The sequence below is a fragment of the Acaryochloris sp. 'Moss Beach' genome, from assembly GCF_021497025.1.
GTDB classification, from domain to species: domain Bacteria; phylum Cyanobacteriota; class Cyanobacteriia; order Thermosynechococcales; family Thermosynechococcaceae; genus Acaryochloris; species Acaryochloris marina_A.
Genome location: NZ_CP071717.1, coordinates 3,338,749 through 3,352,537, shown reverse-complemented (window position 1 = coordinate 3,352,537; position 13,789 = coordinate 3,338,749). Strand labels below are relative to the sequence as shown.

The 13,789-nt window shown below is 50.1% G+C and carries 12 protein-coding genes and 2 pseudogenes; 10 read left to right on the top strand and 4 right to left on the bottom strand.

All coding sequences use genetic code 11. From position 1 onward, the window contains the following. Positions 1 to 139: 139 nt before the first annotated feature. A complete protein-coding gene (locus HRE53_RS15800; RefSeq protein WP_235107141.1) occupies positions 140 to 1,120 on the top strand; it encodes a metallophosphoesterase in 981 nt (326 codons plus the stop codon). Between the two features lie 47 nt (positions 1,121 to 1,167). Here the strand turns inward: HRE53_RS15800 and HRE53_RS15795 are convergent, their stop codons facing one another. From HRE53_RS15795 to HRE53_RS15785, 3 genes and pseudogenes are all read right to left on the bottom strand, one after another. Next, complete coding sequence (locus HRE53_RS15795) at positions 1,168 to 1,746, bottom strand: hypothetical protein (RefSeq protein WP_235107140.1); 579 nt, start codon at positions 1,744 to 1,746, stop codon at positions 1,168 to 1,170. 39 nt (positions 1,747 to 1,785) lie between these two features. Then, positions 1,786 to 2,579, bottom strand: a pseudogene (locus tag HRE53_RS15790) (phosphonate ABC transporter ATP-binding protein). After that, positions 2,533 to 3,426: a putative selenate ABC transporter substrate-binding protein gene (locus HRE53_RS15785; protein ID WP_235107139.1), complete on the bottom strand. Its 894-nt coding sequence runs from the start codon at positions 3,424 to 3,426 to the stop codon at positions 2,533 to 2,535. The pseudogene HRE53_RS15790 and the gene HRE53_RS15785 overlap by 47 nt, the downstream one beginning before the upstream one ends. A 502-nt stretch (positions 3,427 to 3,928) precedes the next feature. Between HRE53_RS15785 and HRE53_RS15780 the strand changes: the two are divergent. After that, positions 3,929 to 5,433, top strand: a pseudogene (locus HRE53_RS15780) (SulP family inorganic anion transporter). Between the two features lie 39 nt (positions 5,434 to 5,472). Next, positions 5,473 to 6,336 (top strand): universal stress protein, encoded by an 864-nt coding sequence (locus HRE53_RS15775; protein WP_235107138.1) that lies wholly within the window; start codon positions 5,473 to 5,475, stop codon positions 6,334 to 6,336. Between the two features lie 183 nt (positions 6,337 to 6,519). On the opposite strand, the gene HRE53_RS15770 is transcribed toward HRE53_RS15775, so the two are convergent. Continuing rightward, a complete protein-coding gene (locus tag HRE53_RS15770) occupies positions 6,520 to 7,398 on the bottom strand; it encodes a helix-turn-helix domain-containing protein (protein ID WP_235107137.1) in 879 nt (292 codons plus the stop codon). A gap of 462 nt (positions 7,399 to 7,860) precedes the next feature. Here HRE53_RS15770 and HRE53_RS15765 point away from each other — a divergent pair, with 462 nt between their 5' ends. The 7 genes from HRE53_RS15765 (at position 7,861) to HRE53_RS15735 (ending at position 13,725) form a co-directional block, all read left to right on the top strand. Next, a complete protein-coding gene (locus HRE53_RS15765) occupies positions 7,861 to 8,538 on the top strand; it encodes an NADPH-dependent F420 reductase (protein ID WP_235107136.1) in 678 nt (225 codons plus the stop codon). A 91-nt stretch (positions 8,539 to 8,629) separates the two neighbouring features. Further along, the gene (locus tag HRE53_RS15760; RefSeq protein ID WP_235107135.1) at positions 8,630 to 9,397 is read left to right on the top strand and encodes an SDR family NAD(P)-dependent oxidoreductase; all 768 of its coding nucleotides are present in this window, start codon (positions 8,630 to 8,632) and stop codon (positions 9,395 to 9,397) included. A 60-nt stretch (positions 9,398 to 9,457) separates the two neighbouring features. Further along, positions 9,458 to 10,570 carry an aldo/keto reductase gene (locus HRE53_RS15755; RefSeq protein ID WP_235107134.1) on the top strand — a complete coding sequence of 371 codons (1,113 nt, stop codon included), beginning with the start codon at positions 9,458 to 9,460 and terminating at the stop codon, positions 10,568 to 10,570. 407 nt (positions 10,571 to 10,977) lie between these two features. Then, on the top strand, positions 10,978 to 11,655 hold the full coding sequence (locus HRE53_RS15750; protein ID WP_235107133.1) for an NADPH-dependent F420 reductase: 678 nt from the start codon (positions 10,978 to 10,980) through the stop codon (positions 11,653 to 11,655). A gap of 23 nt (positions 11,656 to 11,678) precedes the next feature. Further along, the gene (locus HRE53_RS15745) at positions 11,679 to 12,164 is read left to right on the top strand and encodes an ester cyclase (RefSeq protein ID WP_212664266.1); all 486 of its coding nucleotides are present in this window, start codon (positions 11,679 to 11,681) and stop codon (positions 12,162 to 12,164) included. Beyond that, positions 12,109 to 12,957 carry an SDR family NAD(P)-dependent oxidoreductase gene (locus HRE53_RS15740; protein WP_235107132.1) on the top strand — a complete coding sequence of 283 codons (849 nt, stop codon included), beginning with the start codon at positions 12,109 to 12,111 and terminating at the stop codon, positions 12,955 to 12,957. Before HRE53_RS15745 ends, HRE53_RS15740 begins: the two co-directional genes overlap by 56 nt. 15 nt (positions 12,958 to 12,972) lie before the next feature. Next, positions 12,973 to 13,725, top strand: coding sequence for an SDR family NAD(P)-dependent oxidoreductase (locus tag HRE53_RS15735; protein WP_235107131.1), 753 nt, complete (start codon positions 12,973 to 12,975; stop codon positions 13,723 to 13,725). Positions 13,726 to 13,789 lie beyond the last annotated feature (64 nt).

The window sequence follows — 13,789 nt, the reverse complement described above, 5'->3', positions numbered from 1 at the left end:
CGCCAATACGTAGCGTCAATACATTTATTCAGTACTGAGTAGTCATAACCACATTGATCATGGCACTGATTTAGTTACTATTTTCAAGGGTGGAAGTCGCACCTCAATTCAAATTGCCGCCTCTGCATAGCCAGCCAAGATGCCCCTAAATCGTCGAAGATTTCTCACATTAGCCAGTCTGTCTACCTTAGGGGTGGGTTTAGGCCACAAAAGAAGCCTAGCCCAGTCTTTACAGATCCAGGTACCCCATTCTGGCCCGTTGTTAGCCCAAGCACCTCGATGGCAATTTATCGCCGTGGGTGATGTAGGGACGGGAGAACAGGCTCAGTATGATGTTGCACACGCTATGGTGCAATTCCACCGGCGACATCCGTTCTCTTTAGCACTCTTAGCTGGAGACAACATCTACGATGGAGGAGAAATGGAGCGTATCGGCCCCGTCTTCGAGCAACCCTATGCACCGTTGCTGCAGCAAGCCGTCAAATTCCATGCGGTGTTAGGCAATCATGACGTGATGTCCCAAGGAGGCGAGGGGCAGATTCGCTACCCCAGTTTCAATATGGCGGGTCGCTACTATACCTTTACCCGAGAGTCGGTACAGTTTTTTGCCCTAGATACCAATCCAGGTCACCACTGGCCTGCCCAATTGCGATGGCTGGAATCCGAGCTGGCTCAATCTATGGCCCAATGGAAGATTGTTCTGGGGCATCATCCCATCTTTGCATCGGGACTACATAGTATTAAATGGCAGCTAGCTACGCGCTTAGGGCCATTACTAGGCACCCCCAAACTTTATCCAGGCCTGGGGGAGCAGTTAACGCCCCTGTTTGCTAAATACCAGGTCCAGCTCTATGTCAACGGCCATGAACACCATTACGAACGGACCCAGCCCATTGCTGGCACCACCTACCTGACCTGCGGAGTGGGAGCGCGATTACGGCCCACAGGCTCGTCGGATTGGACCGCTTTTTCCAGTTCACAGCTCGGTTTTGCCGCAATTGCGGTCTATGACCATCAGCTCGTGATCCATGGAATGGGGGTCAACGGTCAGCCCTTTGACCAGGGTGTGATTAAACCTACCTTTATAGCCCAGCCTTTCTTCCAGAAGAATGGGGCATAAGTGGTGCGGAAACTCACCGCTCCCTGAGTTATCTGCACGTCGCGATTCTATCCACCTAAATAGCTGATACCCGTCCATAGAATCCAAACATCAGCTAGGGCTAATAGGAGTCCGAAACCCATTAACATGCCGTACATCCAGACTTGGGCGAGGGGTTTAACAGTCACCATTTTTAAGCCAGTTTGGTCTTCAATGGTGCGGGTCATTTGGGCAAATCCAGCCACCCGCATGGGCAAGAGTTGGGCTGAACCGCTGGGAGTAATCAGATAATAGACCAGACCACCTTGTCCTGTACGCCGAGGCTTAATGGCCGTTATTTCTGGCCAGGTCAGAGCCCAGCCCTGTCGAAACCAAGTTGGAACCCACTGGGGATAGCGAATCTCCATCCTTGTGGCGGAAAGATAGACTTGCTCACTTAAGGCTGCAGCTAACGCCACCACCCCCAGTCCTAAACCCACGTAAAGACTGCCTTGGGTAATAGCTCCTACCTGATTCACTTTTGCCAAGATCGGCAGGGGAACCACGAGGGCAAAGTACAGCAGCCAAAGACTATACCGAATCAGCGGTGAAATTCGATACACGGCTTCTGTGACGGTGGGGGCAGAGGGAGCGGAAAGGGACGACATGGCGACAAGGATTGAGGGGCCGATCTTGATTGTACTGACCTAGCCAGAAGGTGGGTTGTCGAGCTGATAGAGATGACGGAGCTGGTCGGGGGTGACGTCCTGGGCGGGCAGATCAAACTGGATTTGGCCTTGCTTGAGACCGATGATGCGATCGCAATATCGCTGCGCATAGTCCACCCCATGCAAGCTCACCACCAGGGTCTTGCCCCGCTCCCGCACTAGGCGACTGAGCAGCCGCATAATGTCATGGCTGCGTTCTGGATCGAGACTGGCAATGGGTTCGTCAGCCAGCATAATCGCTGGATCTTGCACTAAGACTCTGGCAAGGGCCACCCGCTGCTGCTGCCCCCCCCAGAAAGACGATCCGTGCGGGCATAGAGCTTATCGGGAATGCCCACCTGGGCTAGGGCTGCTTGGGCGGTCTCCACTTCTAGCGGCCACACCAAGGATGCCGCCGCCTTCCAAAAAGGCCAACGCCCTAGGTGCCCCGCATTGACGTTATGGATCACTCGTAATGAGGGCACCAAATGGAGTTGCTGGTAAATGGTGCCAATTTGTCGTTGAATCCGCCGGGCCGAGCGGGCTTGCCAAGGCTGTCCCATGGCCCAAACCTCACCTGCGGTGGGCTGAAGGGTGCCATTGAGTAACTGCAACAGCGTGCTTTTGCCAGCACCGCTAGAACCAATTAAAGCGATAATTTGGCCGGGATAGATAGCAAAACTGACATCGGCTAGAGCAGACACATCACCAAACCGATGACTCACCTGTTGCAGCGACAGAATACCGCTATTTGATCTTGCCGATTTGGCGGCCAATCGCTTCAATTTGAGCATAGTTACTATTATCGGTCTTGATAAACGAACTCCCCCCAAAGAGATCCAAAATTTCTGCCTGCTCCGGGACAGCGGGGTCGAGCTTAAGTAGGGCCGCCTGAACTTTAGGAATAAAGTCGGGACCGTAGCGTTCGCTCACCTGGGGATTGATCACCCAATGATAGTCAAAATAAGAGGGGGTTGCCCAAATCACCTGGACTTTCTCTAAATCCACCTTGCCTTCAGCCACCCGATCCTTCCAGACTTGGGAGTTTAAGGCTCCCACTTCATAGGTTCCAGCTTCTACCACTTTAATCGTCGTATCGTGGGACCCTGAGAATCCCACATTACCCTTGAGATCTTTGAGGGTGAGGTTGGCCTCCTGCATAAAGTATTGGGGCATTAGCCGTCCCGAGGTGGAGGATTCACTCCCAAAGGTAAGGGTCCGACCTTTGAGTGTTTGCAATCCCTCAACTGCTTCAAAAGGTTGAATCCCACTCGATTTATTAGCAATAAAGACACTGGTAAACTTGGCATCAATTTCTCGCTGGGCAATGGCCTGGGCCTTAGGAACCTGTAAACGCGCCTGCACCCCTGTCAGGCCACCAAACCAAACCATGTCTAGATCCCCCACTCGAAAAGCAGTGACCGCAGCCGCGTAGTTATTGACGGGTTTATAGGTAACGGGAACCTCTAACTCGGCTTCTAAGTAAGTGGCTAACTTGCTGTAAAGACGCTGGAGCTTTTCAGGGTCCTGATCAGGAATAGCACCAGCAACAAAAGGCTGTTGTTTCGGTGGGGTACTTTCTGGCACTGAACACGCAACCAGCAATAACCCTAACAAGCTAGGGAGTAAAAATCGTTTCATACCGCTGAAGTCCCAGAACAGGAGTCAATAACCAACATTTGTTAAGGGTACAGCAGGAAGGCAATCGCCATACCGTTACGCTAAATGGTTTCTCCCCACCCAAGACGCCGCCACGCGATCATTGCCTTCTCTTTTTTGTCCCCCCTAGACACTGCCACCGATTTGTCTTTAGATAGGCATATATTAAAAAAATTATTAAGCAAATCTACTCGCAAACGATGGTGCTCTTTCTCAATTCCCAAGAACATCGGCCAGCAGCTAGGTCGCTTCAATATAGGGAAGGCATCACAGGAACGCTGGGCAACTCAAGCAATGGGGATTTGTGAGGACCACTCGGAGTCAATGAGCTGATGCGGCACTGCCCCCCAATCAGCCCACTACACCTCACTCACCCCATATAACTCCGTTGTAAAGGTTTCATCTAGCGTCCCACTGACAACCGAGACTGACCAATTTCTCCCCCACTCACCAAGATTTACGTTTTCAGGCTTAAGGAGACCCCTTGAACATTCCCAATCTCAACGTCCACTCTCTCAATTTGCGCGCTCTTAAACGGGAGTGGTTGGTTAATCCCAAGGCCGACCTGCTATCCGGGGCCGTGGTCGGCCTAGCCCTGATTCCGGAAGCCATCGCCTTTTCGATCATTGCTGGGGTGGATCCTAAGGTCGGGCTCTATGCCTCCTTTATTATTGCCGTGATTACCTCTTTCCTCGGGGGACGTCCCGGTTCTATCTCGGCAGCCACCGGAGCCATGGCTCTGCTGATGGTGGATTTAGTCAAAGAGCATGGATTGCAATATCTGCTGGCGGCCACCTTTTTGACCGGCATTTTTCAGGTGATCTTTGGGGTGCTCCAACTGGGTCGCCAAATGAAATTTGTGCCCCGAGCCGTGATGATTGGCTATATCAATGCCCTGGCCGTCCTCATCTTTATGGCACAGCTGCCCCAGCTCACAAACGTGCCCCCCATGGTTTATGTACTTACCGTGCTTTCCCTGGGGATTATCTATATCTTGCCTCGCTTTACTAAGGCGGTACCTTCGCCTCTAGTCGCCTTGGCAGTCATGACCATTGCGGCCATTGCCCTGCGTCTGGATGTGCCCACCGTAGGCGATATGGGGGGAGCTGCCCACGACACCGCCTTTATTTGCCCTACCTCAAGTTCCCTTCAATCTAGAGACCTTAAACATTATCCTGCCTTATTCCCTAACTCTGGCGATTGTCGGGCTGTTGGCCTCTTTCCTAACCGCCTCTCTAGTGGACGATTTGACTGATACCCCTAGCGACAAGAACCAAGAAGCCAAAGGCCAGGGCATCGCCAATATGGTCACGGCCTTCTTTGGCGGTATGGCAGGGTGCGGCATGATTGGTCAGTCCGTGATCAATGTCCAGTCTGGAGGCCGAGGTCGTCTATCTAGTCTGGCGGCTGGCATCTTTTTATTGGGGGGCGATTCTGTTCCTGCAAGACTGGGTGAGACAGATGCCCATGGCTGCCCTGGTGGCAGTGATGATCATGGTGTCCATTGGTACCTTCCGCTGGTCATCCTTCACCAATATTCCTCGGGTTCCCCGCAGTGAAGTCGTGGTCATGCTGACGACGATGTTTGTGATTATCTTTACCCGCAACTTTGCCCTCGGTGTGGCCACGGGTATCGTTATGAGTACCGTGTTTTTCTCCCGTAAAATCGCCGAGCTGGTGCTGGTGGATCGGGTGATGCTGGAAGAGGGAACCCATCGCGTCTATAAGGTGTCTGGACAGATTTTCTTTCTGTCTCGGGATGAATTTATGGCCTTCTTTAACTTTGCTGAACTCGTCGAGCAGGTGACCATTGACCTCAGCCATGCCCATCTATGGGACCAAGGGGCGGTGGAAATGCTCGACAAAGCCGTACAGAAGTTTCGCCGTCAAGGGATCGAAGTGAATGTGGTGGGTCTGAATGAAGCCAGCACCACCCTGCTGAATCGCCTTGCCACGGATGAGGAACTGATCTCCAACGACCCGTCTTAGTCCTACACTTGCCCGCCATCCTTTAGGGAAACCACCCGTATGAAAACCATTCTTCTCTGCTCTGATGGGTCTGCCTTTGCAGACGGCATTTATAAATATGGAGCCTGGTTTGCTCACCAACTTCAGGCTCAGATGAAGGTTCTGTTTGTCAGTGATATTCGCCAAAAGGTCGTTTCCACCGGCAATCTCAGCGGCAGTATTGGTCTTGGGGCATCCGAGCAGCTGTTAAACGAATTGGTGAACCTGGAGCATGAAAAAGCCAAGCTCAACAAACAACGGGCAAAGTTGATTCTGCACAATGCGGAGCAAGTCCTCAAGGCAGAAGGACTCAGTAATCTAGAACTGCTCAACCCCACGGGCTTCCTTGTAGACTGCTTCCATGATTTTGAGGCCGAATCCGACCTGATCGTGCTGGGCAAGCGGGGGGAGGCAGCGGAGTTTGCCTCAGGGCATTTGGGGGCCAACGTGGATCGAATTGTGCGCAGCAGTGCCAAGCCCTGCCTGGTCACTCCCCAAACCTTTGCCCCGATTGAGAGTCTACTGGTGGCTTATGACGGTAGCCCCACGGGCAAGCGGGTCTTGAACTTCCTAGTGGACAGTGCTCCAGGCTTCAAGGATATTGAGATTCATCTGCTGACAGTGGCAAAAAAAGAGTCGGATGCAGTGAAATCCCAGGAGTTAGCCAATGCCGAAGATACTCTGCAACAGGCAGGACTCACCGTGACCACAACCCTGTCCACAGGAGCCCCTGAGAAAGTGATTGCCGACTATATTGAGCAAAACAAAATGAGCCTGTTACTGATGGGGGCCTATGGTCACCGACGCATACGCCACCTTGTGATTGGTAGTACCACGGTTCAGCTCCTGAGAAGTGTGCAAGTGCCAGTGCTTCTGTTCCGTTAGGCTGATTTTTGATAAGACGTTTGGTGATCGAATAGCTCAAGCAGCAGACATATGAATAGCTGATGCAGAAGTTGCGATCGCAACCTGCTTTACCACAAGAAATCTGGGGTGTGCTTCAACTACAGAAAGCCATTGTTTGCTGGATAGTCGGCTACATTGAAACCTGATTCATTCGCTGTATGTTCAAGACTCTCTAAACGCTCTAGGTGTCATACCCACAGATTTGCGAAAGTGTTTGGTTAGGTGACTCTGATCGGCAAATCCACAGATTAAAGCCACATCAATAATCGGGCGATCGCTTTGCCTGAGATAGCGTTTCGCTCGCTCAAGGCGTTGGAGTAGAACATACCGATAGGGAGGAACACCAAGGGATTTTTTAAACATCTCAGAGAAGTGGCATTGGCTGAGGCCCGCAACGGTAGCTAATTTCTGTAAGCCAATATTTTCGGCTAAATGTTGTTCAATATAAGCTAAGACTCGCTTCAATCGTTTATCCCCTAAGCCTTTGTCATATTGGCGGAACTTAGGGCGTTGATAACAGTAATTTCTGAGTATATGTAGCAGAAAAAGATTGCCCAAGGCTTCACTGTAGAGTCGTCCCCCTAAGCCTCCTTGCTGAATTTCGCGATGGTACTGCTGAGCCAGCATCTCTAGCTGAGGATCGTGACTAAAAGAAATAGATTTCAATTCCAGTCGTTCGGGGGCATGATAGCCGTTTTCCATTGCAAATGTCTGCAAATAGAGCGGATCAATATCGAACACCATGGTTTCGTCAACACTCTCCCAGCGCCAACGACACGGCATATCATTCGCTACCGCTAGCCAGAATGATCCTGACGGTTGGGGGCCACTATACTTCTGTTTCCCAATTTGGGTAAATTGTTGAGTATTGTCGTGACTGAGAGTAACGTTCAATACATGCTGACTCAGGGCAGAGATCACAAGATCTGAGGGTGGCTCAACATGATGCGAGATGGTCAAGCCTCCAGCCTTAATGATTTGCTGAGAAACGATCCACTCTTGGGGAACAGCCTCCAATAACTGAGGAGATTGAGAGTTCATGCTGTTGGTAGCAAATAGCTTTGGCTCATTTTTGCTGATCCCTACAAACTTTTGCAAGTAAGTTCAATACACCCACTAGATTTACCTAAACAGAGCACATTAAAATACCGTGCTGAAGATTGGACTGAAGTGCTCTGCAATCCCACTTCATACAAAGTCTTTGGACCATAAATTCTGACATTAAATTCGATCCACCCAAAGATCTGAACACTTTGCCAAAGAATGTTCAATACACTGCCTAGTCGTGGATCTAGCGTAGTGGTGTTCTGATTTGAATGCGAGGCCATAGATGGGGCATGAAATCAGTGGCCAATACTATCTCAACCTGGGCTGGCTGTTGCAGCCCAGCGTTGGCGCAATCTTGAAGTGAGAGAACAGAGTGGCAGCCTAGGCGTCCAACACTCAACGGGGCAAGCTTGCTAAGCAAATGCGCTGAACAAGACATACAGGGGCAGATACGTTATGAAAATTGGCTTCATTGGTACTGGGAATATGTCGAGATCCCTCGGCATCCTGTGGGCTGAGCGGGGGCACAACGTCTTTTGGGGGTCACGCGATCCGAACAAAGCAAAATCTGTGGCTGAGCTGGCAGGCCATAAGACCCAAGGTGGCACCAATGATGAGGCGGCTGAGTTTGGGGATGTGATCTTTTATTCAGTGCGGGGCATCAAGCCGTCGGTTGTTTTATCATCCATTGATCACCTCACAGGCAAGGTCATCCTCGACTGCAACAATCGCGATATTCCTGAAGGGTTCACCTACGGTCCTCTGATGGCGGAATCTTTAGCTGAGAAACTGGCGGCGGATATCCCCAAAGCCCATGTGGTCAAAGCGTTCAATACCATGGCCCAAGAAGTGTTTGAGCTATCGCCTCAGCCCCTCACAGAGCATCAGGTTTCGGTTTATATCTGTAGTGACCACCCTGGGGCCAAACAAACAGCAATGGTATTGGCTGGCGAAATTGGGTTTAACCCTGTTGACTGTGGTCCACTCCGTAGTGCTCGCCTGTTGGAATCGCTGGGTGACTTTATCCGCTTCATGATCGGCGGGATGAACCTAGGCCCCTATGCAACCATTTCGGTCAAAATACTGCCGGATGCGTTGCAGCAGCGGTTGGGCGGACGACAACCGAGTTCTTAGAGCTATATCCGTCTTGCCAGGTCCAGGATCAACCTGGCCCAATGATCACGAATACCAGTCATGGCATTGAAGCAACGTTAGAGCAGTCTCAATGAATGAGAAACAAGGAAAAAGAATAATTACAGATAAATTGAAGCTAAAAGATAAAGTTGCGTTGGTTACCGGCGGGTCTAGAGGCATTGGCAAAGCCATTGTTAAAGACCTCATAGACCAAGGAGTGTCCGTGGCCTTCACTTACGTGACTAATGCGGAGAAAGCAAACGCTTTAGTCGATGAATTATCCAGTTTAGGCAAAATTAAAGGCTATCAGTCTAATATCTCAAATCTAGGGGATATCAACCAGCTCACTCAAACCATGGAAACAGAGTTTGGCAAGGTCGATATTCTGATCAACAATGCCGGACGGTTCATCAGTAAACCCTTTGAAGAAGTGACAGAAGATGAGTTTGAGCAGCTCTTCTCGACTAATGTCAAAGGTCCTTTTTTTCTGGTGCAAAAGATGGTGAAGCTGATACCCGATGGCGGCAGAATCATTAATCTTTCATCTGGTTCGACCCGGCATTATGTGCCTCTGTCGAGTATTTATGCAGCTTCCAAAGGTGCTCTGGAGCAATTTACAAGAGCTTGGGCGAGGGAACTCAGCTCTAGGAAAATTACGGTCAACAGCCTACTACCGGGTTACACCGCCACGGATTGGGTCGCTGACACTCCAGAGGAACAGACAAAATGGATGGCCAGCCAAGCCGCTTTGGGTGAACTGGGAACCGCTACAGACATTTCACGAGCGGTCCTCTTTCTTGCCTCTGATTTAGGCCGATGGGTGACTGGACAGCAAATTTGTGTGGATGGTGGTCTTTAGCTAGCACAACCATTTGAATGCGTTACTGGGGTTTGTGATCAGAATCATGAGGAGATAGAGATGTCTATTAATCAGTACTACACCTTGGGCTGTAGTGGCCTCCGGGTCAGTCGTCTTGCCCTGGGCACGATGACTTTTGGCACAGAGTGGGGATGGGGTGCCGACCGAGACACTGCCAGTCAGCTCTTCAATACCTATGTGGATGCTGGGGGCAATTTTATTGATACCGCCGACATGTATACCAACGGCACCAGCGAGACTTGGATCGGGGAATTGATCCGAGAGCGGGGTTTGCGAGACAGAGTTGCGATCGCAACCAAGTTCTCCTACAACGCCGACCCTGGTAACCCCAACGCTGGCGGCAACGGTCGCAAAAATATTCTTAGAGCCGTAGATGGATCGCTACAGCGCCTAGACACGGACTATATCGATCTCTATATCCTCCACACCTGGGACAGTCTTACCCCAGCAGAAGAAGTCATGCGCACATTAGACGATCTCGTTCGAGCTGGAAAAGTTCGCTATGTGGGTCTATCAGATATTCCAGCTTGGTATGCATCCCGTGCTCAAACCATTGCCGAACTCCGAGGATACGAACCCCTTGCTTCCCTGCAGCTGGAATACTCCCTCGTTGAACGCAATATTGAGAGTGAATTTATTCCCCTCGGTACACAGCACGGGATGGGCGTTATGGCCTGGAGTCCTTTAGCCAGTGGTCTGTTGAGCGGGAAATACAAACCCAGTGAACAGGGCAATGAAGGTGCAGGACGCTTAGGGACGTTGGCAGGGGCCGATAACCCAGTCTTCAACAAATTCACGGACCGCAACTGGAAAATTGTGGCTGAGCTAGAATCCGTGGCCAAAGAAGTGGGGCGTAGTATGGCTCAAGTTGCCGTTAATTGGGCTGCTAACCAACCGGGGATTGCATCCGTCATTGTTGGAGCAACCAAACTGCATCAACTTGAAGATAATCTCAAGGCCCTTGATTTTGATCTGCCAGTGAAACTACGAGATCGTCTGACTCAAACCAGTCAACATCATCTCAGCTTTCCTTACTCCTTCTTTACCCCCGGAATGCAAGCCATGTTGACCGGAGGGGCAACGGTTGGAGATAAACCAGAGAGCTACTATTCCCGAGTCAAAATTGAGGGAAAACCCGTTGGAGTGGAATAACACATGCATGAAATTAATGTCTAATATCAATTTCATGCGTTTGACTAATTCATGGAAGCTCTTTAGTCTACCGATAGAACATCAACCTATTTATTCATAACGGCTGCAGCGATATTGATCCAGTAGCAGCTATGACACATCACGAATCAGCGATCAGAGCAAGCATCAACGGGAGAAAAAGCAATGACGTGCATTGTCCAATTCCATAAGTTGGGTGGCCTATCTAGCCAGTCTTTTTGCAGATTTCATTAGTGGTACCAACCACCGCGTTGATGGCGGAAATATTACCTCGATCAACTCATACACCGATTGGAGCAGAGGATTTGTTGCTTACCAGAAGTCTAGTCAGTAGACACACGAGTTAATCCGTGTGAACCCATGATTGATCAGGATCTGAGAGAAACGTCATGAAAATTGGATTGATTGGGACCGGCAACATGTCGAGATCCCTCGGTATTCTCTGGGCGGAGCAGGGACACGAAGTCTTTTGGGGGTCACGGGATCCGAACAGAGCAAAATCCGTGGCTGAATTTGCAGGCCACAACACTCAGAGTGGCACCAATGATGAGGCGGCTGAATTTGGTGAGGTGATCTTTTACTCAGTACGAGGTGTGATGCCATCCGCCATTTTGTCGTCGACCGAGAGCTTATCTGGCAAAGTGATCCTCGACTGCAACAATCGCGATATTCCTGAAGGGTTTGCCTACGGTCCTTTGATGGCGGAATCTTTAGCCGAAGAGTTAGCGGCAGACATTCCCAATGCCCATGTCATCAAAGCCTTCAATACCATGGCCCAAGAAGTCTTTGAGCTATCACCTCAACCACTCAAAGAGCATCAGGTTTCGGCCTATGTCTGCGGTGACCATCCTGCGGCACGGCAAACTGCAATGACGTTAGCTAGCGAGATTGGGTTTAATCCCATTGACTGTGGTCCACTGCGTAGTGCCCGCTTGTTGGAATCCCTGGGCGACTTTATCCGCTTCATGATAGGTGGTATGAAACTGGGTCCCTATGCAACCCTTTCCGTCAATGTACTACCGAGCGCATCAGAGCGGCGCCTGGGTGGACGACAACCAAGTTCTTAGATTTTTAAGAGTGAGGCAAGAATATGACCATCCAGTATCCATTTGTGCGTAAGCTATACGACGCCTTTCAATCCGGAGAGGTTGATCGCTGGGATGCGCTCGTGGCAGAGGAAGTGTTAGTCAATTCAACAATGGGCCGTAATATCCACGGTCGTGACGCCCTCAAAAGCTGGGCCACACAATTTATTGAAGCGCTACAGTCTCGCATTGATTTAGTCGATGAATTTGAGGCCATTGATGAAACAGGCAATGGTCGAGGCTTCTTTACCGTGTGCCTGCATTGGAAGCATGCCCAAGAATTTATGGGAATGCAGCCAACGGGGCGAGAAGGCACGTCTATTGAAACGATGATTTTGACTATCCAAGACGGCAAAGTTAGGCGCTGGGATGTTGCCGATAACACCGTTGAAATCAACATTTACTTCTGGGAGCGGGGATGGCCTATTCCTCACAATGTCCATCCAGAAATTATCGCGAAAGGTATTGAACGCCACCCTCAGAGAAGTTGATCCGCCCACCCTTGAGCTGGAAAAATTCGTCATTTCACAAGGACAAACAATGAATACAGACAAATTGAAGCTACAAGATAAAGTTGCGTTGGTTACCGGAGGGTCTAGGGGAATTGGCAAAGCAATTGTCAAAGACTTCATGAGCCAAGGAGTGTCAGTGGCCTTCACGTACGTGAGCAGTGCTGAAAAAGCAAAAGCTTTAGAAGATGAATTATCAAGTTTAGGAAAGATTAAAGGCTATCAATCCAATGTCTCAAACCTAGAGGATATCAACCAGCTCACCCAAACCTTGGAAACAGAGTTTGGCAAGGTCGATATTCTGATCAACAATGCCGGTAGGTTTGTGAGCAAGCCCTTTGGAGAAGTGACAGAAGATGAGTTTGAGCAGCTCTTCTCTACTAACGTCAAAGGCCCCTTTTTTCTGGTGCAAAAGATGGTGAAGCTAATACCCGATGGCGGCAGAATTATTAATCTTTCATCTGGTTCGACCCAGCATTATGTACCCATGTCGAGTATTTATGCAGCGTCCAAAGGAGCTCTAGAGCAATTTACAAGAACTTGGGCGAGAGAACTTAGCCCTAAGAAAATTACCGTCAACAGCCTACTACCGGGCTACACCGCTACGGATTGGGTGGCTGACACGCCAGAGGAGCAGACGCAATGGATGGCAAGTCAAGCTGCGTTTGGTGAACTGGGAACCGCTGAAGATATTTCACGAGCGGTCCTCTTCCTTGCCTCTGATTTAGGTCGATGGGTGACTGGACAGCAAATTTGTGTGGATGGTGGTCTTTAGAACCAGGAGAATGACATGAGATTCAAAAATAAAACTGTTGTCATCACAGGGGGTGGCAGTGGAATGGGACTTGCAGCAGCAAAGGCGTTCCTAGCAGAAGGAGCCAATGTTGCCATCTGTGGACGCACGCAGGAAAAACTGATTAAAACGGCTCAGAATCTGAATGCCGGAGATCGGCTCCTCACAGTCGCTGTGGATGTTTCAAAGATATCTGACCTAGATCAGCTCTATACACAGGTAAGGGATCGTTTCGGCAAAATAGATATCGTTTTCGCTAATGCTGGAATTGGGACGCCTACAGGGTTCGGTGATGTGGATGAAAAGACGTTTGATCAAATTGTCAGCGTCAACTTCAAGGGAGTCTTCTTTACTGCTCAGCAGGCCTTGCCACATATGAACGATGGGGGTGCTATTGTACTCAATGCATCCCTGACCCAGCACCAGGGGTTAGCTAATTTGACGGTGTATGCCGCCACTAAGGCAGCAGTGAGCCAGTTGGCACGATCGCTAGCCAGTTCACTGATATCACGCAATATCCGCGTCAACGCCATTAGTCCGGGTGTGATTGATACCGAGATGACGGGGGAATTCGATCAGGAGATGATCTCAGCACTCCAGAACGAAATTCCCATGCAGCGATTGGGGCAGCCAGAAGAAATTGCCAAGGTGGTCCTATTTCTCGCCAGTGAGGATGCTTCATACATTATGGGAGAAGACTTGCTTGTTGATGGTGGCCGGATTCGTCTAAGTCCATGGCAAGGCCTGTAGATCTCACTGGCATGCTCAACGAAGTTTTGAGCTTGCTATCTCAGCGATATATAGCAAATACACC

Bases quoted from the DNA above. Each gene is read 5' to 3' on its own strand.
- HRE53_RS15800 (WP_235107141.1), top strand. From the start codon at position 140: ATGCCCCTAAATCGTCGAAGATTTCTCACATTAGCCAGTCTGTCTACC.
- HRE53_RS15795 (WP_235107140.1), bottom strand. From the start codon at position 1,746: ATGTCGTCCCTTTCCGCTCCCTCTGCCCCCACCGTCACAGAAGCCGTG.
- HRE53_RS15785 (WP_235107139.1), bottom strand. From the start codon at position 3,426: ATGAAACGATTTTTACTCCCTAGCTTGTTAGGGTTATTGCTGGTTGCG.
- HRE53_RS15775 (WP_235107138.1), top strand. From the start codon at position 5,473: ATGAAAACCATTCTTCTCTGCTCTGATGGGTCTGCCTTTGCAGACGGC.
- HRE53_RS15770 (WP_235107137.1), bottom strand. From the start codon at position 7,398: ATGAACTCTCAATCTCCTCAGTTATTGGAGGCTGTTCCCCAAGAGTGG.
- HRE53_RS15765 (WP_235107136.1), top strand. From the start codon at position 7,861: ATGAAAATTGGCTTCATTGGTACTGGGAATATGTCGAGATCCCTCGGC.
- HRE53_RS15760 (WP_235107135.1), top strand. From the start codon at position 8,630: ATGAATGAGAAACAAGGAAAAAGAATAATTACAGATAAATTGAAGCTA.
- HRE53_RS15755 (WP_235107134.1), top strand. From the start codon at position 9,458: ATGTCTATTAATCAGTACTACACCTTGGGCTGTAGTGGCCTCCGGGTC.
- HRE53_RS15750 (WP_235107133.1), top strand. From the start codon at position 10,978: ATGAAAATTGGATTGATTGGGACCGGCAACATGTCGAGATCCCTCGGT.
- HRE53_RS15745 (WP_212664266.1), top strand. From the start codon at position 11,679: ATGACCATCCAGTATCCATTTGTGCGTAAGCTATACGACGCCTTTCAA.
- HRE53_RS15740 (WP_235107132.1), top strand. From the start codon at position 12,109: ATGTCCATCCAGAAATTATCGCGAAAGGTATTGAACGCCACCCTCAGA.
- HRE53_RS15735 (WP_235107131.1), top strand. From the start codon at position 12,973: ATGAGATTCAAAAATAAAACTGTTGTCATCACAGGGGGTGGCAGTGGA.